This window comes from Paenibacillus sp. FSL A5-0031 (genome assembly GCF_001956295.1).
GTDB lineage: Bacteria > Bacillota > Bacilli > Paenibacillales > Paenibacillaceae > Pristimantibacillus.
In genome coordinates, this window is record NZ_MRTD01000006.1 from 279,169 (window position 1) to 300,932 (window position 21,764).

The window sequence follows — 21,764 nt, forward strand, 5'->3', positions numbered from 1 at the left end:
ACCCGAGTATTATTGGAATGGTGGACTATTATTAGGTATCGAGCGGAAGTTTTATCAGAATGCTGGTACCTGATCCTGGCACGGACCGAATCTCGATGCCGTATTCATCCCCATATGCCATCTGTAAACGGGAGATCGTATTTTTAATGCCGACCGAAGAAGATTGTTTGTACAAAATCACCTTGATCATCTCTTCGCTTATTCCTCGTCCATTATCTTTAATCTCAAAAAAACGTTTTCCCTCTTCTGCCCAGCCGCGAATGAGGATAACGCCTCCCTCTTCCATCTGATTAAACCCGTGCAAAATAGCATTCTCAACAAACGGCTGAAACAGCAGCCTAGGCAGCTTATGATCATAAAGGATCGGATCAATTTCATAGTTAACGGTAAACTTGCCTTCGAAACGCGCTGACATAATATAAAAGTAGTTTTTCATCCATTCGATTTCCTCTGACAGATGAACGGCGCCCCATTCCTTACGAGAAGTATAATGCAGCATATTGGACAAACAGACGAGCATCTTGCTTAGCTCCTTCTGATTATTTTCAATCGCTGTCCAATTCATAATATTGAGCGTGTTATACAGAAAATGAGGATTCATCTGCATATTGAGCGCGTGAATTTCTGCTTCCTTTTCCTTTAGCTTAATCTCATAATTTTCTTTGACGAGCAGGTGAATCCGATCATTCATCCGGTTAAATCGCTGCATTAAGATACCGAATTCGTCATTCGTGCTGACTTCCACACGGGTTTGAAAATCGCCTTCGCCAACGGATCTCATCGCTCCAAGCAGCTTCTTAATCGGACCTGTGATGCGGCTTAATATGAAATAGGCAAATAAAAATGCAATTCCGCTCAATATAGCAGCTAACACAATCGTTGAGGTTCGAATAACAGGCACGAGGTTGCTTACCAATGCAGACTCCGGCGTTATGACGATCGACAACCATCCGGTTACGGTTGAGCGGTCAAAGCATATGATCATATTCTCGCCGTTCAGCTTCATTCGCTGAGTCCCGCTTCCCGTCATGCGGAATGAATCCACCCAATTCTCGTTGAAGCTTTTTGTCACTTGTGATACATCACTGCCGGCAACTACCATGTCGTTCAAATCTAATACCATATAGCGGGAGCCGACTGGTATGCTCTTCTCAAACAGGGCATCCAGTACGGTCGATTTGAAGCTTATCGTAAGCACTGGACGCTCCACATTCGGATTCAGCTTAATTAATGTACTGTCTTCCATATGTGAGAAATTGAGCAAACGCGTGGCTGAATATAAATAGCGATAATCGATCAAGCTCTTGGAAAGATAAGACTGATCAAACATCTCCGTAAAATCATAGGTAGGATACCAAATCATTTTTCCACCCGCATGCACAGCTTGCTTGTAAATAGTTGAAAGTGTAGGATCTCCTTGCGGCATGTTTTGCGAATTGCCGAAGGTGAAGTAAGAAGTCCAAAGCTGGTAGGCGTAAACATCGTCGTTTTGTGAAAAGTATTTGCTTAGAATAGTAGATACGCGTCGATCAGCTGCCAGCAGCTCCTCAGCCTTTGCTGGATTCAGCTGACTGAAAATTTGAAATAGATCCTTGTCTACGAACAAGGCCAAACTGTTCTGATCAATAACTTTGAGTTTCGTATCGATGACTTCATTATTTTTTTTGACGATCTCATAAACATTTTTTTGCGCTTGCTCCGTCACAACCTTAAGGCTTGTACGATAAAATAAAGTGCTTAACACAAGGAACGGCAAAGCAATTAGGATGATATAGCTGATGAACAACCGTGATCGAAATGTCATATTCATATCTCGTCTCTATTCGTTGTAAGGGATTTGTGCTTATAAGCTTCCGGTGATAGACCATTCTGTTTCTTGAACACTCGGCAAAAATACTTCGTATCGCGGTAGCCGCATTGCGCAGCTATATCATAAATTTTCAAATGGCCATCTCTAAGCAATTGTTTTGCCCGCCGCATCCGAGCCTCGGTAATATGGTCAGAAAAAGACTTTCCGGTACGGCTTTTAATCAATGTGCTGAAATAAGACGGATTAAAGGCAAACTGTTCAGCTGCCATCTCTAGTGTCAAATCCTCCATATAATTCTCTTGTATCCAGCTCAAGCACTGTTCCATAATAATCTCGTTTTTTCCTTGCTTCATGTTCCGTAACGCTTGGTGCAGATCACGAATTTGAGACTCCAAGAGCGCCAGCAGCTCACTATAGCTATCGCATGCAGGTATTTCCGTTACGACCGTATTCGTGAGGACGCTTCCAAAATTTCTTTCGACAACATCTCTTGTTCGGCTTTTAAGCTTCATAAGTGTGAGTGAAGCACACTCTTTAATAAGCTGCGGTTCTGTGTGGCCCTCGCCTGCCAGTTCTTGAAAAGCAGATCGGCACAGTATGATGGCAGCCATTGGATCATTATCCTGCAACGCTTCAAAAAGCCGCTCCCCATCTAAATGAAAGGACTTGCTGGAGTGGTTCAGCTCATCATGAAATAGGACTCCATGCCAGCAATCATGGAAATTATACTCACATGCAGTTTGAGCTGTTCGGTAAGAATGCGGCAGCTGCTCTACTAAAGATAAACAGCTTGTCCCCATACCATGAACAAGCCGGCCATACGGCAGCCACTCCTTGTTTAGTTCGCTAAATGCCAATCGAATCTCATCGTGTCTAAGGGATGGGTTCGGCGTACGCAAAATGGTAATCGCTTGGAATACGTCTTCTCGAAGCGAATTAATTGAGAAGGTACTGGCTTGACCGTAGCAGGACCATAAATGCTCCAGCTGCTGCAGCAATGCAGGTGTGTAGAGGCTCTTATCCTCCTCAAGACGGATGGTGAGTTCAGAAAAGATAACTGTACCGCTTCCTTGCACAATATCGAGTGCTTCAAGCTCCACTTGCTCCGCTGCTGATAGATTGCCGCTTAACCATGACAAAAGCAGATTGTTCTGGTAGGCAGAGGAGGTGAGCTTAAGCCGATGCTGCAGTTTTTCGGAAGCTTCACTCTGCATGGACTCCGCCGCTAGTTGTGCATCAAGCCGTCCCAAAATATGCTCCACTTTATCTATATCAATCGGCTTCAACAAGTAGTCATAAGCGCCATGACGCAGAGCGGTTTGCGCATATTCAAATAGATTATACGCCGATACCATAACTACCTTCGGTCGATGTTCCTTATCCTCAAGCCATTTCAATAATGTCAATCCATCCATATTAGGCATCTGGATATCCGTCAGTACAATTTGCGGTTGATCCTGTTGAATGATAGCGATAGCAGCTGCCCCATCCTTCGCTACTAATATTTCAGCTTTTGGCCGCATCGCACTAACTAATTTAGCCATTCCTCTGAGATGCCTTGGCTCATCGTCTACAATTAGTATTTTCAATCCGCTCACGCTCCATCTTCATGCGGTCGCTTTCACTCATTTACTGATGAATTTCCGCATTAGTTGTTAATTTAATAGCGAGTATAACACTAAATATCTGGTCTGTTGCAAAAAAATAATACATGATCCTATATAGGTAATGAACGATTTCGTTGGAATGATAGCATACAAAAAGGCCATCCTTTGCAGGATGACCACTGGTTTCAATGGATTCTCGTCGCCTTACTTAAGTCCATATCCTTTCCACATGCTCAAGCTTATTCAGATTAAATGTTAATTTATAAATGTCTGGCTTCGAGGTCGTATTCCAAAAATCAAATCCAAACTTATCATCATAATGATTCATAATGATCGTCATAATATTGCCATGGGTACCCAAAACAATGTTTTTACCTCGGTGCTCCTCCAGTATTCTCTCTATGACGGGTATCGCTCTTTGTTGTGCGCTTCGAGTCGTTTCGCCGCCCTCCAAAGCAAAATCGATATCGATAAAAGACTTCCTTATCGCTTCATACAGAACGTCCCAAGTAGTCTTATAATCCAAACCCTTTATCGCTCTTTCCACCAGTTCTTCATACTCTACAATCGTCATCGCTTTCCGCTTTGCTAAATGCTCAATCGTCTGCACCGCTCTCGTGTAAGAGCTGGATGCCATAAAATGAATATCGACATCGCCCAGCACCTCTGCAACACGTTTTGCTTCTGAGAAACCCTCCTCCGAAAGCCCGCGCGTTCGTTCTTGTCCAAATTCAAAAGGCGATTCTGCGTGTCTAACCATATAAATGACCGTATTCATAGGTTTATCCTCCGTTAATGTTCAGATCATAAGCAGCTTTTATTTAATCGCTTGGCTAAGAAACAAGTCATGAATATCCGGATACGATTTGCTCGATGGTGTGGGTGTCGCTTGTATGACGGATACAAATTGATGCTCAGGAATGACATTCACCTCTTGCCCGCCAAATCCGCGACATCCATATCCAGCTGGAGACAGCCACCACAAAAAACCATAGGACGGATAGGATGGGGTTATCGCTTGCTTCACAAACGCTGGAGAAACAATCGGATTGCCATTAATACTGCCATCTCCTAAAAACAGGAAACCTACCTTAGCCATATCTCTAGCAGACAAATCCGATTGTTCTTCACCCTTCATTACCGTATAGGAGAAACCGCAAGGACTGCTCGGCCAAATTCCACTGGCGATATCGAGCGGTTTATACATTTCATGATAAATGAGATCGTAGGCTGTGCTTCCATAGGCTTTGCCTATGACCGCTGATAACAACATGACATCCCATTCCTTATACTGAAAATTCATGCCAGGAACACTGTGCATGTCAATATCAGCGATATGCGATAGCCAGTCATTCGTACGCATCATTTGCTGCATCATCGGACAATGGTAATGAACACCGCCATTCCAGTAAATTCCTGATGACATCGTTAGCAAATGCCGAATCGTAATCAGCTTATGATAATGATGGTTATGACCAGCAAAGGCGGGCAAATAATTGCCTATTGGTTCATCCAGATTATTAATCAAGCCTTTGTCCAAACAAATGCCTACAGCGATGGCTAAAATACTCTTCCATACTGATTTAATAGAATGCCTCGTATTTTCATTACACTTATTGAAGTAACGTTCATAAACCAGTTTTCCATTTTTCACAATGATCACGCTGTTTATGAGTCTATATCGCTTTTGCTTCACATAATCATCTATCTGCTCTAGAAGTTTAGCATCCATTCCCTCCGCCTCGGGAGTGGACAACTGCCATTCAAAGCTCATTTCAACACCTGCTTTATATATTTCCCGATGATGGAATGACTGTTCGACATTAGTTCAAGCGGCATGCCCTCCGCGATAATAGCTCCCCCGTCACTTCCGCCACCAGGTCCCATTTCGATAATATAATCACAATTGGCAAGCACAGCTGGATCATGCTCGGTAATGATAATCGTATTGCCAGCATCTGCGAGCTGCTGCAGCAATGTCATCAGCCGCTCCGTATCTGAGAAAGAAAGGCCTGTCGTCGGTTCATCCAAAATATATACATTATCTTTCCCGCTTTGCCTGCACAGCTCCTTGGCAAGCTTAATCCGCTGCGCTTCACCGCCTGAAATAGATGGCGTCTTTTGGCCGAGCGTAATATAACTCATCCCTACACTTTCGAGCGTACTGAGCGAGGCCGATATCATTTTGTCATAAGCCATAGATTGTTCATTTCCAAAAAAAATGCTGGCCTCCGCGACGCTCATCATCATAATTTCCTTAATGTTCTTTCCCTCAAGCCTTACACTTAGAGCCTCTTCAACAAATCCCGTTGCCCCGCACATATCGCACTCTACCTCTATGAAGTTGCCGAAGCCAACATAATGGTTTTTAAAACCTTCTCCCTTGCAGCCTCTACAGCCTCCTTCAGAATTAACGGTAAACAGACCGGCTGTATATCCTTTTTCCACCGCATCAGGTGTTTTGCTGAACAAAGTCCGGATTCGATCAAATATACCCGTATAGGTTGCTGGACAAGAGGTTTTGCTCCTTCCAATGGGCTTCTGGTCCACCACTATACATTTTTTAATCTGCTCGATTCCAAGTAACGTCACCTCGTCTTGCAGTAAAAGCTCTGTATCATCGTTATCATATATGAACTTGCTTTGGAGTGACTGCTTAAGCTTTGGTACAAGTGTGTGCTGGATTAGGCTGGATTTGCCGCTGCCCGATACTCCCGCTATTCCTACCATCAGTCCAAGAGGTAACGTCACGGAGACATCCTGAAGATTATGTAGGCTCGCATGCTCCAGCCTAAGTAGTTTGCTTGGATCGGCTAACTTATATTGTGTTTTGACATGCAAGGTTCTGGTGCCATTCAAATAAGGGGCTGTTCGCGATCGTTCACAAGCCATAAAATCAAGGTAGCTGCCTTGGAAAATAAGCTCTCCGCCTTGAACTCCCGCTTCGGGTCCAAGATCGACAATGTAATCGGCAGCTTGCATAAATTTATGATCATGCTCTACGGCAACGACTGTGTTACCTCGCTCCACTAAGCCTTGAATGATGCTTATCAGCATCTCCTTCTCTACTTCATGCAATCCGATTGTAGGCTCGTCGAATATAAAAATAATAGAATCCATATCCGCAATAATAAAAGACGCCAGAAACAAACGCTGAATTTCACCGCCTGAGAGAGTAGGAACTGCTCGCGATAGCGAAAGATGATGCAGCCCTACATCGACCATACACTGAAGCTTCATGACCATTTCATCCAGCAGATTTTTGCTAAATACATTGGCGTGCTGCTTTTGCAAAAACGCAAGCAGTTCATTGATGTACATATCCTCGAGCTCTTTAATCGTTTTCTCACCTATTGTGGTATGAATTGCCTGAAGACCAAGACCTGTGCCTTTACATTTGGGGCATGGGATGGAATCCGCATGAATCCCCCATAAATTCACTTCTTTGTCTTTGCTCCCATGCCTCTTCACTTTGCTAGCCATATGTTTCATCATATCTGTAAAAACAACAACTGCACCTACAAATCCACTCTTGCGGCAGCCATACTTGAAGGAATGAAAAACATCATCCGGCAAAAAAGCGATTTTATCATTTATATCAATCTTGTTTATTTCACAAAACTTTTTGAAGTTTCCTCTGTGAAAACGATGCTTGATCAAAAAACCATCAAACACGTTTTTGATTTGTGTTTCCGGATTAAGAATCGCTTCTTCTTGAATCATTTGATGGCTTCCCGTACCAAGACACTTCACACACATTCCCTTAGGCGAGTTCCTCTGAAACAACTCCATGGAGAGCGGCAGCCCGTCATTGTATGCAGGATCACGTTTGCCATACGTCGCAAACATAATGGCAAGTAAATTTCCGATTTTTGTCCGCGTGCCTACTGTACTTCTAGGATTGGATTGCCGGACGATACGCTGCTCAATGGCTACCGCAGGGGACAATCCCGTTATTTTATCAAAAGAAGACACCGCATCAACCATATATTGCGTACCCGAGAACAATAGATAGCGCCGCTTTCCTTCTTCATATAACGTATCGAAAGCAAGACTCGATTTGCCGCTTCCCGATACGCCTGTTATGACTGTCAGCTTATTTTTTGGAATACGAACATCGATATCCTTGAGGTTATGCAGCCTTGCTCCTTCTATCTCTATGAACGCTTTCATGCATGCACTCCATTCTGGCATTGATCTCATACCCATAATTTACCGCACATACGTTCTTGTGTAAATAGTTTACTAAAAAGGCTGCCTAATGGCAGCCTTCTCGTTTTAAAGTAATAATTATCAGCTCGCCGATTCCACCTGAATAGTAATACTGCTAAATAACTTATCTTGAATATATACGTTTAGCCGCCACATGCCGGCTTCGGGCAGTACCATCGATGATGGAATAACAGCGTCTGCCCCATTCAGCGGAGACCCTACACTGCGCGCAGAGAAAACTTCAATCTCCTGCGTGGTGCCTTCTTTTACGCCCATAACGTTAAAGCTGCCCGTGAGCTCCTGCTTGCTCCCCCAAAAATACCACATGTACTTATTTCCTTTCCCCGCTACAATCGGCTGCTCATCGAGGATCAATCCTTGCTCATTTTGATAGGGACCCACAAGAAATCCCACCTTGTCTTTCTCGCCGGCAAGCACATAGTTATGAGGCATTCCATCGTTGCCTGTATACGGCAAATTGAACGTAGATGTGCTTATCCATGGCGAAGGCTCCTGTACTGCCAAAATAAAGTCACCGTAAAATTGTTCATTCAGCTTGACCTCGAATGTCCATGTTCCGCCCAATGGCAGGCTAAAGCCGGTTGTAAAACGTTCCAACGTTTCATATCCTGAGCTCGGCTCTGTAATAGTCACAGGGGACATAACGGTCAACCGTTTTCCCGATTGCGCATGATAGCCTTCAATAGAAATGTTTTTGCCAAGAAAAACATCAATGGGCTGCGTGAAATGGAGAACATAGCCTTGCATGACACCTGCAACCACATTCTCCTCAGGAAATACTTGAAATATCATTTGGCCGTTCTTCCTGTATTCCGTTCGAGTTTCCTCTACTCTGCCGCTTCCATTTGTTCCAACTATTTGTGAAGGGCTCGTAAACAGCTTGCTCAAATCTGTAACAAACAGCATATAGACAAGGACGGCTGCAATTGCACTCAGTGCTCCCAGACGAGCAATATAAGACTTTTTCTTCGGTTTATCATTGGCCCTATAAACAATTTTCTCCCGCAATTGCTCAGTGAAGCGAGGATTCACAAATGGGGAGCGGCTAAGCGCTTCTTCCCACTGTTTTGGCTCCTTCATATGATGTTTCCTCCTTTTGAATCACTTTGCAGTAAACTTGTCATTTTTTTGCGTGCGCGGTGCAGCCTCGATTTAACCGTCCCTTCCGCTATTTGCAGCATACTTGCCATTTCTTGCATCGATAATTGATAATGAATTTCCAGTATGAGCACTTCTCGGTAGCGCAGCGGAAGCTTCATAACGGTGTTCCAAATATATTTGGTTTCCATAAGGTCAAAAACTTCTGCTTCCGCTGATCTGGATGTTTCCCTTCTTGTTACGAAATCCATCACAATGACCTTAGAAAAATAAGCGCTTCTTTTGTACTTATACGTTTTGTTTCGTGTAATGGTAAGCAGCCAGCTCTTCATGCTGGCTTCGCCTCGAAATGTATGCAGCTTCTCATATACTGTCAAAAAAACATCCTGACAAATGTCATCTGCCGCATCGGCATTCCGAATTAAAAAAAATGCAAAATTCCAAACGTCGTTGCCATATGCATTCATCAAATCAATCAATACGGCATCCGTTTCAAATCCTTTTGCCAAATACTTCACATATTCGAGCTCCACCTCATCACCTCTCTAATTAAGAAGACCCTTCTGCATTCCAAAAGTTCCCGAATAGATGAGGAAAGGACATCCATTTGTGATAGTCAAAATCAGGCCCCTTAATTTCGAGTAAGCAAAAGAAATATCGGTACAACTCTCGCACCTGCAATAAATCAGGGAAAGGCAGCACTTCGTTATAACCTTTGCGGAAATAATGAGCTCCCGCCTCATCCAACGAGCATTCAATCGCTATTAAATCCATTTCACGAGGGCCAAACACATACGCTTCTGTATCAACGATCGCGCTAACCCGTTCTCCATTTGATAGAAACTGCCTCGGATCCATATCGAGCATGATGCATGAGGCATACGTCGGTACCGGCATATTTTCAGCTAATGAACAGTAGTAATCAAGAGATTCATGGATTGCCGCATTTTCCTTGTAATAACGGGCAGCCATCACCCTTAATGCATCTGCTAGCTTCTGAGGGAAATCCGCTAATGCATGCCGAACTGAGCCATTTAGAGAACCCCATTCCTTACCTTTATCGGAATGGATCTCCGCAATCGACCGTCCGAAATCCTCCATCATCATCGCGGGTTTATTTTGAAATGACAATGGAATTCCATTTATTTTTTCAACCGAAATCACTTGTCTTCCATCGATCACGGCCTTGCCAAGTACACTGGGAATAGCGATATTGCTTGTCAATCGTGAGAGATATTGATTAATAGTCTCCATATCAAACGTCTGGCTTAATTGTTTCCCGAACAAATTACTGCATGCCCATACAAAAGGAGCATCAACGGTCTCATCTACGCCGGATGATCGAACAACGTATTCCCCTGCTTCCGTGATGACTAGAAACACGTCACTAGCAAAGCCACCCAGAGTGGACTGTGACATAATAGGTTCAGAAAATAATGATTGTAGGTTCATGCTGTACCTCCCATCCAAGATAATCAAATTTTTACATATTATCATACAAAAATATAGACTTATAATTACGGCTCTGTTATGATGTTGAATAAGGTCTTTACAAAATTCCCGACTCCTCAAAACATCAAAGGACTGCTTAAAAAGTACATTTCCCGGCTTTCATTAAACGGGAGTACCTTTATAAGCAGTCCTTTTTATTTCAACATTTATTAGTAGGCAAGAACAGATTCACCGCTAATGATGGTACCATTGTTTCCGCCTTCACAAATTTCTTTCATGGATCCGGGCTTGTCGAAGTTGAACACATGCATAGGCAAATGATAGTCTCTAGCCAATATAAAGGCTGACTGATCCATTACCTTCAAATTATATTGCAAAACATCATTGTAATGGAGGGATTTGAACCGCCTTGCATCAGCATCGTATTTAGGATCGGCATTATAAATGCCATCTACGCCTTGTTTTGCAACCAAAAGCGCCTCACTATTCACTTCAATGGCCCTTTGTACCGAAGGATAATCCGTTGTTACGTAGGGTTGACCGTTGCCTCCAGCAAATATGACGATATAACCTTGCTCCAAATGGTGGATTGCACGCAGTCTGATGTATGGCTCAGCGACCGAAGTAATCGGTATTGCTGTCATTACGCGAACTTCTTTGTCTGTTTTAGCTTTCAGCACCCCGCGTAGCATCAAACTATTAATGACGGTCGCAAGTGTACCGATGTTGTCTGCTTCCGCTCTTTCGATTCCCCAGCTTTCCGCCATATTGCCGCGAAATATGTTCCCCCCGCCAATAACGAGCGACACCTCAACACCTAAACGGACCACGGATATAATTTCATTCGCAATGTAATTTAACCGTTCAGGCTCAAAACCGAATTCAGCATTTCCTGCAACTGCCCCGCCGCTAAGCTTAATAAGAACTCTCTTGTACCTCATTCGCCGTTACACCTCCATAGGATAAAAAAAAACACTAAAGCAATAGATGCTTTAGTGTAAAAGTGAAATGGGAATATGAAAAACACAATTGGATAACGTAACCCTGCACTTGATCCTCATATTCCCACTCCTTCCATTTATTAATTCTCACCTATTTTATACTGAGTACGAGCAAAAAAGCAACAACCCATTAGCAGCAATCATTTCTACTCCACTTTTGTCGCATGCTTCTGAGCAAGAAGCGACAGCTCAGCAGCTTTGAAAGCATGCTCCTGCGTCATGGCAAGCTCAGTGCCGTTCAAGCAATCGAGAATGAGTTGGCCAAAATAAGGGAAGCCGACTTTGCCGCGAAGCTGAATATGCTGCTCGCCATCTGCATTTACCAAATAAAGCTGGTCCCCATCCTTATCTTTAGCGATATCAATGTACTTCCTCATCTCGATGTAGCCTTCCGTTCCGAGAATCATAGTACGACCGTCGCCCCATGTTCCAAGACCGCTTGGTGTTAGCCAATCGACACGGAAGTAGCCGGTTGCCCCATTCTCGCCAACAAGCGTCATATCACCAAAATCCTCAAGCTCAGGGTACTCCTTATTGGCATAGTTGGCCACCTTGCTGTTTACAACATTGGCATTCTGATTGCCTGTAAAATATAGAAATTGTTCAATTTGATGCGATCCGATATCACAAATGATGCCGCCATACTTTTCCTTCTCAAAAAACCATGACGGACGAGAGGCAGCGTTCAAACGATGCGGCCCTAGTCCAATGACTTGAACAACACGTCCAATGGCACCTTGTTCGATCAATTGGCCCGCATAAACCGCGCATTCCACATGCAATCTCTCGCTGTAATATACTGCGTATTTTTTACCTGTATTTGCGTATGCAGCGCGAGCGTCCGCGAGCTGTTCAAGCGTCGTAAATGGCGCTTTATCGGTAAAATAATGTTTGCCGCTGCGCATAACGCGAACGCCTAGCGGTCCGCGCTCCGATGTAACCGCTGCAGCTGCAACCAGCTGCACCTCATCATCGGAGAGCACCTGCTCTTCCGACTCTGCTGCTCGTACCTGCGGATATTGACGGATAAATGCTTCAACCTTAGCGGGGTCAGCGTCGTATACCCATTTTAAAATGGCGCCCGCTTCCACAAGTCCGTTGCACATGCCATAAATATGACCGTGATCAAGACTAACAGCGGCGATTACGAATTGCCCATCCTCAACTACTCTATTCGGCTTTCCCTTTGGCGCATATTTCATGCCATCTGCATTACTCATCGATCTAGTCCTCCTTCTGATAGGCTGAGCTTGCGATTTTCTCTTGCAGATGCTTATAAAATAACTCCTCATCAATCGGCAAATCTACCCAGCCATCCGTCCATGTTGATAGCAGCATCGCATTCGAGAGCATAAGCCCTTTGATGCCTTCCTCGCCAGGAGCAATCAATGGTTCATTAAACAGAATCGCATTCACCCAGTTTTGTGTAATGCCTTTATGGTCGGGGTTGCTGCCATGAATCGGAATTTCACATTTCCAACATTCCGGCTGACCGAAGCCGCCTTTGAACTGCTTGTTGAATTCCGGCTCAGGAACCGTTAGACGCCAGAACGTTAATTGGTTATTTTCAATTACAATTTTACCGCGATCACCGCTCACTTCCAGTCTGTTCGTTCCCGGCGCTTCGCCAGTCGTCGTCACGAACACGCCAGTAGCTCCGTTCTCGTACTCTACGAATGCAGTTACATCATCCTCAACCTCGATGTCACGATGCTTGCCGAAGTAGCAGAAAGCACGGACGCGCTTTGGCATCATACTGATTGTCCATTGCCACAAATCGAGCTGATGCGGATCTTGGTTCAGCAGTACTCCGCCGCCTTCACCAGCCCAAGTTGCACGCCAAGTACCGGAGTCATAATAACTTTGAGAGCGATACCAATTGGTTATAATCCAATTGGTTCTTCTTATTTCACCTAGCTCGCCGTTATCTATCAATTCTTTCAGCTTCACGTATATCGGGTTTGTGCGTTGGTTATACATCATGCTGAATTTCACATTTGTTTGGCTGGCTGCATCATTCATCTCGCGAACCTGCTTCGTATAAACACCTGCCGGCTTCTCGCAAAGCACATGCAGACCACGCTTAAAGCAAGCAATAGAGAGATCTGGATGGGAGAAATGCGGCGTTGCAATGAGCACTCCATCAACAAGTCCAGAGTCCATCATTTCATAAGGATCCTCATATAATCCGACTTGATCGCCAAGCTTTTCTTTTGCCCACGCAAGATTTGCTTGTACACAATCACTAACTGCGGTTATTTCAACTCCACTGACTTCACCTTTTACTAAGTAGCCAATATGACCCTTGCCCATATTTCCTAGTCCGATAATTCCCAAACGAACGATCTGCATCCGAATACCGCCCCTTTATTTACAATGTTATAATAGCAGCTGCTTTCACAATCGTTTTGCCTGCCTATATGGTAGCATTTTGGGATACAGTGGGCTTCATTCGCATTAACTTGTTTACGCTTTTATTTGACTGTGGTTGGTGTATAATGATGGTATTTATGAGTGGAGGCGAAATGATGAGCAAGCAGCAACAAATCCAATTACCGTTCACAATGGGAACCAGCTCTGATTTTAATGCTCATATTCCCTATCATAGTCACTTTCATTACGAAATCTATTATTTCCATGGCGGCAAAGTAAACTATCTTATTAATGACCGCATCTATGTTCTGGAGCCTGGTGACTTGCTGCTTATGCACGGGATGACACTGCACCGGGCGCATGTCGATCCAAGCGCAGTTTACCACCGGTCGATCCTACATTTTGATCCGTATTACTTCAAGCAATTTATTCAGCCTTCATTTGCAGCGGATCTGCTCGAGCCCTTCGAGAAGCTTCAAAATATACGTTTGCAGCTGAGGGGCAATGAGAAAGCGGAAATAGAAGCTAGTCTTCACAAGCTTGAACAGCTTTACGTCCTGCAGGACAGCTTCTCCATTCAGCGATTTCAAGCTTTAATGCTTGATTTTCTTATTCAGATCAATCAGCTTTGCCAGAAGCCGCTGAAGGATAAGCCATCCTTTCCAACCTCCAAGGAACGACATGTTCAAGCGATTATCTCCTATTTGGAGTGCCATTATCATAATGATATTACGCTAGAGGCGATTCAAGCAGAGCTGCACTTAAGCAAATACTATTTGGCTAAAACATTCAAAGAAGTTACTGGATTTACAATCTTCCAGTTTCTCATGCAGCGTAGAATCTATCAGGCCAAAATCGAACTTATCAACACCATTCACCCCATCACCGACATTGGTTATGATGTTGGTTTTAAGCATCCCTCTCATTTCAGCCGCGCTTTCAAGCTGCATACCGACCTTACACCCGAACAATATCGCAAGCAAAATCATGTCTATTCCGATCAATTGTAAACCGCTTCATTCCAAATTTGTGGATTGAAGCTCTTGACCCATTTAGTTGTTAAGCGTATTATTGTCATAACAAGTAAATGAAAACAGCAGGTGAAAGCAATGGAAATTATACAATCAGTAGGCTATATGCTCAGCAATACAGGCCGTAAACTAAACCTTCGGCTGCATCAGCTTTTTCAAGATTATGACGTTACGCCTGAACAATGGTCGCTGCTCATGTATCTTGATGAGCACGATGGCATGACTCATAAAGATTTGGCACAGCGCTCCGATAAGGACCCCGCCAACATTACACGGCTTGTTGACCAGCTTGAACGAAAAGCGCTTGTCCGACGTGTCGCCAATCCGAATGACCGCCGCTCGCAGCTGCTTTATTTAACCGCTAATGGCAGAACATGCTCTAATGAACTGGCACCTATCGAAGAAAAATTTGTTGCACAGCTGTTGACAGATATTTCCGAAGATGAAATTCAATCCTTCAAAAAATTTATGGCCAAAATAACTAAAAACGCAGAACTGAACCACGAATCAAACACAAAAACGAGTGAATGATCGGCGAACATCTGAGAGGGGAACCTATAATGAATACGAATAAACTATGGAGCGCCGACTTCATTAAAATATGTTTAAGCAGCTTTTTTCTATTTTTTGCTTTTTATACATTAGCAACAGCGTTGTCCGTTTATGTGACCAATGGACTTGGAGGATCTGACACGCAGGCCGGATTATCGATGACTGTTTTCGTTATCGCCTCAGTACTGCTTCGGCCCTTCGCCGGCCAATTGATGACCCGTTACGGGGAGCGGAAGATCGTTATTATTTCGTTGCTGCTGTTCCTATTGTTTTCGATCGCATACTTAGGTGTTTTTGGCTACGCGATGCTGCTGCTAGTTCGTTTTTTTCATGGCGGCACGTTCGCTATCGCAACTACCTCTACGAATACGACTGCAATCGGAATCATACCCGAGCATCGCAAAGGAGAGGGAATTAGTTACTTCAGCTTATTTATGAGCCTCGCGATGGTCATTGGTCCTTTCGTTGGCTTAACGATAACAACGCATGGCGGCTTTACAGCGATGTTCGCATTATGCGCTGTCTGCGCGCTCATCGCCTTCATCCTAGGCGCTTCAACAGCCAAAAAATCCGCCGCTGCCAAAGCTGAACAACCGATCATAAAAACGAAGAGCAAGCTGCATTGGCGCGATCTTGTAGAGAAGAAAGCTGTGCCCATTGCACTTAGCGGGTTTGTAGTCGCGTTCGCCTACAGCGGGCTCGTAACGTTTATGTCGGTTTATGCACATGAACAGGCTATTGATCAATATGCCAGCTATTTCTTTGTGTGCTTCGGCATTATGATAGTATTGCCTCGTCCGCTTGTCGGAAAATTGCTAGATCGTGTGGGAGAACATGTCATTGTATATCCCAGCATCGTTATTTTTGCCATCGGCATGCTGCTGCTTAGCCAAGCAAGCTCGCCAGTTATTCTGCTTGTTTCCGGAGCTGTCATTGGCCTCGGATACGGCGCCCTGCTGCCTTGCTTTCAGACCATAGCCGTGCTTGCTGCTCCGGCTCATCGCAGAGGGCTCGCTACAGCAACGTTTTATTTGCTGTTCGACCTTGGATATGGCATTGGATCCTACACGCTTGGCTCCTTGGCTTCAAGCTACGGATACAGTGTTATGTATGTACTTTGTGCCATTATAATTGCCTTATCTTCCGTCATTTATTTCACACTTCACCATAAACGCAAAAGATTGTTGGCCACATTAGATGATAACGCCTATAGCTCATCCTAGGCCTATCGTTAGCTGATCCTCAATAGGCAGCATAATTTCCACAACTGTTCCTTCGTTCATCACACTGCTAATTTGAAGCGTACCCTTGTGCGCTTCAATAATGCGGTTGCTGATCATTATGCCAAGCCCAGTCCCTTTTTCTTTCGTTGTTAGAAAAGGCTCTCCGATTTTCGAAATAAGCTCCTCCGGTATACCTGGACCGCCATCTATAATTCGGATATGAGCAAAGCCATCCTCCAAGCTTGCAACCGTCACAACAACTTCGCCACCCTGCGGCATTGCCTCTAACGCGTTTTTAATAATATTCAAAAAAACCTGCTTAAGCTGGTCCACATTACAAAATATACTCGGCCGGGTATGGTCAAAACAAACCTTCAACTCCACATTTATAAGAATAGCTTGTGTTTCAAGCAAAGATAATACACTTCGCAGTATCGGCTCTAGAGGCTCGCTGCGATAGTTCGCGAAATGCGGCTTCGCTAACGTCATAAACTCATTTACGATTAAAGTAATACGGTCAATTTCATTGGCCATAATTGAAAAATAATGCGGGTTCTCAGGGTATTTACTGCTCAAAAGCTGTGTAAAGCCCTTTAGCGCTGTTAACGGATTTCGAATTTCATGCGCTACTCCTGCGGCAAGCTGACCAATTGCCGACAGCTTCTCCGAACGAATAAGAACCTCCTCCGAGCGTTTACGGTCGGTCAAATCACGAATCACACTGAGCATGACATCCTTGCCCAAATAATTGTTAATTCGGATACTTGAAACTTCCACATCCAGTAATTTTCCGTCCATACGAATAAGAACACGTTCCTCAAAAGGTGTTGCCTCGTCCGTCGACATAATGAGATGCATTTTCTCAAGCGTTAATGCATGGTGGCTCTGATGAATAAATTCGAACACACTTGTTCCAATTATCTTTGCTTCCGATTCAATTCCTAGCACTTCCAAAGCTAGCTTGTTCGCGTAAAGCACGATCCCTTGATCACTCATAACGATCGGTTCGGGAACAAACTTTATAATTTTTTGATACAACTTGGCATTTTCCATTAACAATTTTTCTTTTTCACGTTTAGGTGTAACGTCTTGAACGGTTCCAAGCAAGGACAGTTCTCCATTGAACATAATAACTGTACTGTTTCCCTCCAAATAGATGCGGCTGCCGTCTTTTTTTATTCCTTTACTTTTGATAGGGAATTGACTTAATCCAATACCCATTCCACTTAAAATCTTGCTTTTGTGAAAATTGATTTCATCCTGATCCATCAAATCGTTGACCGAGATGGCGTACATCTCCTCAACCGTATAACCATACATCTCCGCTAGATACGGGTTGGCATAAACAATCTTATCCCTTAGCCCTACGAATACACCTGCTACAACGTTTTCCATCAAGCTTTTATATAAATATTCCTTCTCGAGCAAGGAGGCTTCCATTCGCTTCTGCTTGGTTATATCATGAATTATAAGCTGGACAGCATTTTTACCATCAAATTTCACAGCTACTGCTCTCATTTCAACCTCTATCGCTTCCTGATCCAGACGAAGCAGCTCGTAATAGGTAAACGTAGAAGGATTAGCCTCTAGAATCAAATAGTTGATCATAGCTGGAAACCGCTCCATAAACTCGGGATGTATGAATTTGTTTATGGGGTCTCCAATGATATCATCGAAATTACTAATGCCCAGCATAGTTAGCATTGCGTGATTAGCAAATACAATATTACCTTCTAACACAACAATAAGCCCGTCAGGAAGCATATGAACTAAATGCTGATATCTCTCTTCGCTTTCCCTCAATTGTTCATTAACCTCGACGATTTTAATCCCCTCATCTCATCTCATTTCATCAAGCAGCTTCATCCTGTTGATTACTTTCAACATCTCCAGCCTTCTTCCTGCTCCGCTTCGATTTTAAAATACAAAAAAACATTGCCGCCAGCAAGTGTATCGATTAGCGGCAATGTCTATAAGAGAGTCATTTAATCCGTTTTACTACTCATTCATAAAGCCGTGCCACTAAACTCTAGCTGATAAAATGCTAACCTTTCACCCCAGCTACATTAAGTCCACCCATAATGTAACGCTGGAAAATAAGGAAAAATATTAGCGGCGGAACCATTGTAATGGAGAGCACCGCAAACTTCACATTCCACTGAATCGTGGAGCCGGAATACACCACATATCTGAAAATACCTGTTGCAAGTGGATACATATCCTTCTCCAGCATAACAAGTGACGGCCAATAAAAATCATTCCATGTGCTGGAGAAATAGAAAATGATAAGCGTCATTAGGATAGGTACCGACAAAGGAATCGCGATCCGAATGAAGCATAGAAACTCACTAGCTCCGTCGATTCTGCCTGCTTCAAACAGTTCCTTATGCAGTCCATCGAAGAAGTTTTTCATGAGCAGCAAATAAAAAGCATTCGCGCCTGCTGGAAGCCAAAAGGCCCAGTAGCTGTTTAGCAAACCTAAGCTTTGCAAGTTAAGGAAGTTTGGAATTAAATAAGTAGCAGATGGAATCATCAGGGTAGACAAGAAAAACAGCATGACCACTTTCTTGAAAGGTACCCTCATATGAGACAACGCGAATGACGTCATGCCAATAAAGACAAGGGCGAAAACAACTGTTCCAATAAAAATCATCAGCGTGTTTTTCAAAAACTTAAGCATTGGAATAACATGCCATGCATCAATATAGTTATGCCACAGCCAATCTTTTGGGAAAAACGGCGCAGGGAAAGCAAAAAATTCCCCAGTCGTCTTCAGAGAGCTAAGCAGCGTATTCAGAAAGGGATACAGCATGGATACAATGATTATGCCAATAAAAAGCACCATCACAGCGTAACCAAGCTTTACTTGCCAACGTTTGAAATCAAATGATGAGATTATGGAACGCTCGGTATTTTTCATCCTTTTTCACTCCTATTCTGCACTTTCAGGTAGAAGAAGGAGAGCACCATCATAACGGCGAACATCATCGTACCCATTGCTGTTGCTTTGCCAAAATCCAAATAAGTAAATGCATTTCTGTTCATAAGCAGCATATAAGTTAAAGTCGCGTTGTCCGGACCTCCGGCAGTCATAGCCAGTTGTGCTTGGAAGCTTTGCGAGGTGTTAATGATTTGCAGTAAAAACATTAGAAAAAGCAATGAACGCAAATTAGGCAATGTAATAAATTTAATCCGCTGCCACACGCTTGCACCGTCAATTTCCGCAGCTTCATACAGATCCCGCGGTATGCCAACGATTGAGGCTAAATATATGAGCACCGCACCGCCAAAGTTTTGCCATGTTTCCATAATAACGATCGAGATCATGGACATGCCTTTTGTGAAAAAATCAATTGCCGGCAATCCGATGCCCATAAGGAATGCATTAATTGGTCCGATTGGATCATAAAACCAAACCCACATGCCGTATAGCACGATAGCTGGTATTACACTTGGCAAATAACCCGCAACGCGAGCTAGCCCTTGAAATCTTCTGAGCTCCGATACAGCAATAGCAACCGCAGCAGGCACCCAAAAACCAATGACTACGCAAAGCCCCATATAATACAGCGTATTTTTTATTGCGATATAAAAGTCACTTGAACTCGTAATATCGATGTAGTTTTGCAGTCCAACAAAAACATTCCCTTTAACGAAATCCACCTCTTGAAAGCTGTACAGAACTCCCTTAATAATAGGAATCCAGAGAAAAAGCAAGAAAACGATAATTTCGGGAAGTACAAACAAGGCCCCCCACATATAGAGGTTCCACTTTCGCTTTTTCTTCGTGCTTATCGTTGATGTAATCGTTTGTGTTGCCATGGTTCTCCCCCTCCCAAGGTGCAGCGATACTTATGATCACTTCTAATTTGAAAAAAAACGGGCCAATACCGAGGTTATTGGTATTGGCCCTTGGTGTCGCGGCTTATTATTGGATCGTAATTTTGTCGTAGAATTCCGATTGGACTTTAGCTGCTGCTTCATCCAACACTTTTTTCAAATCAACATCTTTTGTCGTGAACACTTTTTGAATAACGTTAGCCATTTCAGCATAGAAAGCTTGTGTTTCATACTGCGGCTCTGGCTTACCATCAAGCAAAGCCATCAAAGCAGGGTCATATGTGAACACGTTGTCGTGTTTAGCTAACATTGTATCCCATTTTTTACCAAACTCAGATTCTGGTGTCCAGTAGAAAATCGTTTGTGGAATATATACTTTGTTTTCTGCTTTACGTGTAGTGACTTCACCGTCGATTGCATTTATGAATTCGTCAGTGAAGTATTCCGAAGTCAACCAGTCAAATGCTGTTTTTTGCTGTGCAGCATCTGCTTTAGGGTTGATGACTTTGAAGCTGCCGCCTAGTACGCCAGTGTGCTTGCCGCCTTTAGTTACGGATGGGATCGGATAAATAACGACATCGTCTTTGCTGATACCGCCTGTGTTGATGGCTGCATCCGCTGCGTTGCCGCTTCCGCACATAACCATTGCACCGCGTCCTTGGTTAAACAGGTTAAGTGCATCGCCGTAGCCTAGAGCCCAGTTTTTCGGAAGAACGTCAGCATCTTTTAGCTGCTTGTAAAACTCCAACGCTTTCAAACCTTGTTCGCTGTTAAATGTTGCTTTTACTTTGCCGTTCTCAACTGTTTGAATGTCGCCGCCCGCTGCAAACAAGAAGTTCGTCCAGTTCCAGCCCGCTTCTGTGCCTTTGCCCATTGGGATAAAGCCAGCAATCCCTTTAGCCGGATCGTTTACTTTTTTCGCCGTTTCAATCAGCTCTTCCCAAGTCCAGTCAAGCGATGGAAGCGGAACGCCTTTTTCTTCGAAAATTTTCTTGTTAAGCGTAATTGTCATAACATAAGCATCTACTGGAATACCGTAAATTTTACCGTCAACAGAGAACGGACCCGTCATAATTGGATTTAAATCATCTTTGTTTTTCCAATTTTCAATAAGGCTCGTAACATCAGCTGCCCAGCCTTTTTCAGCTAGAACACGTCCTTCTGTCAAATAAGCATTAAATTCTGTTGGCGCATTGTTAGCAGCCATTTTAATTCCGATTTCAGATGGATTGTACTGCCAATCATCTGTTTTGATCGTAACGTTAGGGTTTGCTTTTTTGAAACGCTCAATTTTTAGGTTCAATTGCTCGATTGCTTCTGTTCTATCCGGCGGTTGGCCTTGAACCGTAATTTCAACAGGCTCTGCTGGTTTCTCAGTTGCCGGCTGCTCCTCTGTTTTATTTACAGCTGCATTCGTTGCTTTTCCAGCATTCTCTTCTTTTCCTTTATTCCCGCCATTGTTACTGCCGCCGCTGCAGCCTGCTAATACAATCATCAATACGAGCATGCTGATTACGATTCCCCTGATCTTCATCGTGTTAGTT

At 43.7% G+C, this 21,764-nt stretch carries 19 protein-coding genes; 4 read left to right on the plus strand and 15 right to left on the minus strand.

The features are described from left to right. Positions 1 to 31: 31 nt before the first annotated feature. The 11 genes from BK120_RS13290 to BK120_RS13340 form a co-directional block, all read right to left on the minus strand. Positions 32 to 1,804, minus strand: coding sequence for a sensor histidine kinase (locus BK120_RS13290; RefSeq protein ID WP_076268075.1), 1,773 nt, complete (start codon positions 1,802 to 1,804; stop codon positions 32 to 34). Between the two features lie 2 nt (positions 1,805 to 1,806). Continuing rightward, entirely contained in the window at positions 1,807 to 3,399 is a 1,593-nt protein-coding gene (locus BK120_RS13295) for a response regulator transcription factor (protein ID WP_076267979.1), read from the minus strand. Positions 3,400 to 3,625: 226 nt separating this feature from the next. After that, positions 3,626 to 4,195: a histidine phosphatase family protein gene (locus BK120_RS13300; RefSeq protein ID WP_076267980.1), complete on the minus strand. Its 570-nt coding sequence runs from the start codon at positions 4,193 to 4,195 to the stop codon at positions 3,626 to 3,628. A gap of 39 nt (positions 4,196 to 4,234) precedes the next feature. Next, on the minus strand, positions 4,235 to 5,191 hold the full coding sequence (locus BK120_RS13305; RefSeq protein WP_076267981.1) for a serine hydrolase domain-containing protein: 957 nt from the start codon (positions 5,189 to 5,191) through the stop codon (positions 4,235 to 4,237). After that, complete coding sequence (locus BK120_RS13310) at positions 5,188 to 7,590, minus strand: ATP-binding cassette domain-containing protein (RefSeq protein ID WP_076267982.1); 2,403 nt, start codon at positions 7,588 to 7,590, stop codon at positions 5,188 to 5,190. The genes BK120_RS13305 and BK120_RS13310 overlap by 4 nt, the downstream gene beginning before the upstream one ends. A 120-nt stretch (positions 7,591 to 7,710) precedes the next feature. Then, the gene (locus BK120_RS13315) at positions 7,711 to 8,730 is read right to left on the minus strand and encodes a DUF4871 domain-containing protein (RefSeq protein ID WP_076267983.1); all 1,020 of its coding nucleotides are present in this window, start codon (positions 8,728 to 8,730) and stop codon (positions 7,711 to 7,713) included. Then, the gene (locus BK120_RS13320) at positions 8,727 to 9,281 is read right to left on the minus strand and encodes an RNA polymerase sigma factor (RefSeq protein ID WP_076267984.1); all 555 of its coding nucleotides are present in this window, start codon (positions 9,279 to 9,281) and stop codon (positions 8,727 to 8,729) included. The genes BK120_RS13315 and BK120_RS13320 overlap by 4 nt, the downstream gene beginning before the upstream one ends. A gap of 16 nt (positions 9,282 to 9,297) precedes the next feature. Beyond that, the gene (locus BK120_RS13325; RefSeq protein WP_076267985.1) at positions 9,298 to 10,200 is read right to left on the minus strand and encodes a hypothetical protein; all 903 of its coding nucleotides are present in this window, start codon (positions 10,198 to 10,200) and stop codon (positions 9,298 to 9,300) included. 209 nt (positions 10,201 to 10,409) lie between these two features. Next, the gene (pyrH, locus tag BK120_RS13330; RefSeq protein ID WP_076267986.1) at positions 10,410 to 11,141 is read right to left on the minus strand and encodes a UMP kinase; all 732 of its coding nucleotides are present in this window, start codon (positions 11,139 to 11,141) and stop codon (positions 10,410 to 10,412) included. A 206-nt stretch (positions 11,142 to 11,347) separates the two neighbouring features. Further along, a complete protein-coding gene (locus BK120_RS13335) occupies positions 11,348 to 12,421 on the minus strand; it encodes a Gfo/Idh/MocA family protein (RefSeq protein WP_076267987.1) in 1,074 nt (357 codons plus the stop codon). A gap of 4 nt (positions 12,422 to 12,425) precedes the next feature. Beyond that, positions 12,426 to 13,553, minus strand: a complete 1,128-nt coding sequence (locus tag BK120_RS13340) for a Gfo/Idh/MocA family protein (protein ID WP_076267988.1) — start codon at positions 13,551 to 13,553, stop codon at positions 12,426 to 12,428. Positions 13,554 to 13,729: 176 nt separating this feature from the next. Here BK120_RS13340 and BK120_RS13345 point away from each other — a divergent pair, with 176 nt between their 5' ends. The 3 genes from BK120_RS13345 (at position 13,730) to BK120_RS13355 (ending at position 16,380) form a co-directional block, all read left to right on the plus strand. Then, on the plus strand, positions 13,730 to 14,584 hold the full coding sequence (locus tag BK120_RS13345) for a helix-turn-helix transcriptional regulator (RefSeq protein WP_179089795.1): 855 nt from the start codon (positions 13,730 to 13,732) through the stop codon (positions 14,582 to 14,584). A gap of 99 nt (positions 14,585 to 14,683) precedes the next feature. Beyond that, positions 14,684 to 15,136 (plus strand): MarR family winged helix-turn-helix transcriptional regulator, encoded by a 453-nt coding sequence (locus BK120_RS13350; RefSeq protein WP_076267989.1) that lies wholly within the window; start codon positions 14,684 to 14,686, stop codon positions 15,134 to 15,136. A gap of 29 nt (positions 15,137 to 15,165) precedes the next feature. Next, positions 15,166 to 16,380: an MFS transporter gene (locus BK120_RS13355; RefSeq protein WP_076267990.1), complete on the plus strand. Its 1,215-nt coding sequence runs from the start codon at positions 15,166 to 15,168 to the stop codon at positions 16,378 to 16,380. Here BK120_RS13355 and BK120_RS13360 read toward each other — a convergent pair. Beyond that, positions 16,372 to 18,144 (minus strand): PAS domain-containing sensor histidine kinase, encoded by a 1,773-nt coding sequence (locus BK120_RS13360; RefSeq protein ID WP_256710888.1) that lies wholly within the window; start codon positions 18,142 to 18,144, stop codon positions 16,372 to 16,374. The genes BK120_RS13355 and BK120_RS13360 overlap by 9 nt on opposite strands. Before the next feature lie 9 nt (positions 18,145 to 18,153). Here BK120_RS13360 and BK120_RS35260 point away from each other — a divergent pair, with 9 nt between their 5' ends. After that, positions 18,154 to 18,369, plus strand: coding sequence for a hypothetical protein (locus BK120_RS35260; RefSeq protein WP_179089789.1), 216 nt, complete (start codon positions 18,154 to 18,156; stop codon positions 18,367 to 18,369). Positions 18,370 to 18,424: 55 nt separating this feature from the next. Here BK120_RS35260 and BK120_RS13365 read toward each other — a convergent pair whose 3' ends face one another. The 3 genes from BK120_RS13365 to BK120_RS13375 all read right to left on the minus strand — a co-directional run bounded on the left by BK120_RS13365 (position 18,425) and on the right by BK120_RS13375 (position 21,754). Further along, positions 18,425 to 19,300, minus strand: coding sequence for a carbohydrate ABC transporter permease (locus tag BK120_RS13365; RefSeq protein WP_076267992.1), 876 nt, complete (start codon positions 19,298 to 19,300; stop codon positions 18,425 to 18,427). After that, positions 19,297 to 20,202, minus strand: a complete 906-nt coding sequence (locus tag BK120_RS13370) for a carbohydrate ABC transporter permease (protein ID WP_076267993.1) — start codon at positions 20,200 to 20,202, stop codon at positions 19,297 to 19,299. Before BK120_RS13370 ends, BK120_RS13365 begins: the two co-directional genes overlap by 4 nt. 106 nt (positions 20,203 to 20,308) lie before the next feature. Further along, a complete protein-coding gene (locus BK120_RS13375; protein WP_076267994.1) occupies positions 20,309 to 21,754 on the minus strand; it encodes an ABC transporter substrate-binding protein in 1,446 nt (481 codons plus the stop codon). Between the last annotated feature and the right edge of the window lie 10 nt (positions 21,755 to 21,764).

Excerpts from the sequence above, each read along its gene's own strand:
- BK120_RS13290 (WP_076268075.1), bottom strand. The coding sequence starts at position 1,804 with ATGACATTTCGATCACGGTTGTTCATCAGCTATATCATCCTAATTGCT.
- BK120_RS13300 (WP_076267980.1), bottom strand. The coding sequence starts at position 4,195 with ATGAATACGGTCATTTATATGGTTAGACACGCAGAATCGCCTTTTGAA.
- BK120_RS13305 (WP_076267981.1), bottom strand. The coding sequence starts at position 5,191 with ATGAGCTTTGAATGGCAGTTGTCCACTCCCGAGGCGGAGGGAATGGAT.
- BK120_RS13310 (WP_076267982.1), bottom strand. The coding sequence starts at position 7,590 with ATGAAAGCGTTCATAGAGATAGAAGGAGCAAGGCTGCATAACCTCAAG.
- BK120_RS13315 (WP_076267983.1), bottom strand. The coding sequence starts at position 8,730 with ATGAAGGAGCCAAAACAGTGGGAAGAAGCGCTTAGCCGCTCCCCATTT.
- BK120_RS13325 (WP_076267985.1), bottom strand. The coding sequence starts at position 10,200 with ATGAACCTACAATCATTATTTTCTGAACCTATTATGTCACAGTCCACT.
- pyrH (WP_076267986.1), bottom strand. The coding sequence starts at position 11,141 with ATGAGGTACAAGAGAGTTCTTATTAAGCTTAGCGGCGGGGCAGTTGCA.
- BK120_RS13335 (WP_076267987.1), bottom strand. The coding sequence starts at position 12,421 with ATGAGTAATGCAGATGGCATGAAATATGCGCCAAAGGGAAAGCCGAAT.
- BK120_RS13340 (WP_076267988.1), bottom strand. The coding sequence starts at position 13,553 with ATGCAGATCGTTCGTTTGGGAATTATCGGACTAGGAAATATGGGCAAG.
- BK120_RS13345 (WP_179089795.1), top strand. The coding sequence starts at position 13,730 with ATGAGCAAGCAGCAACAAATCCAATTACCGTTCACAATGGGAACCAGC.
- BK120_RS13350 (WP_076267989.1), top strand. The coding sequence starts at position 14,684 with ATGGAAATTATACAATCAGTAGGCTATATGCTCAGCAATACAGGCCGT.
- BK120_RS13355 (WP_076267990.1), top strand. The coding sequence starts at position 15,166 with ATGAATACGAATAAACTATGGAGCGCCGACTTCATTAAAATATGTTTA.
- BK120_RS13360 (WP_256710888.1), bottom strand. The coding sequence starts at position 18,144 with ATGCTTCCTGACGGGCTTATTGTTGTGTTAGAAGGTAATATTGTATTT.
- BK120_RS35260 (WP_179089789.1), top strand. The coding sequence starts at position 18,154 with ATGCTGATATCTCTCTTCGCTTTCCCTCAATTGTTCATTAACCTCGAC.
- BK120_RS13365 (WP_076267992.1), bottom strand. The coding sequence starts at position 19,300 with ATGAAAAATACCGAGCGTTCCATAATCTCATCATTTGATTTCAAACGT.
- BK120_RS13370 (WP_076267993.1), bottom strand. The coding sequence starts at position 20,202 with ATGGCAACACAAACGATTACATCAACGATAAGCACGAAGAAAAAGCGA.
- BK120_RS13375 (WP_076267994.1), bottom strand. The coding sequence starts at position 21,754 with ATGAAGATCAGGGGAATCGTAATCAGCATGCTCGTATTGATGATTGTA.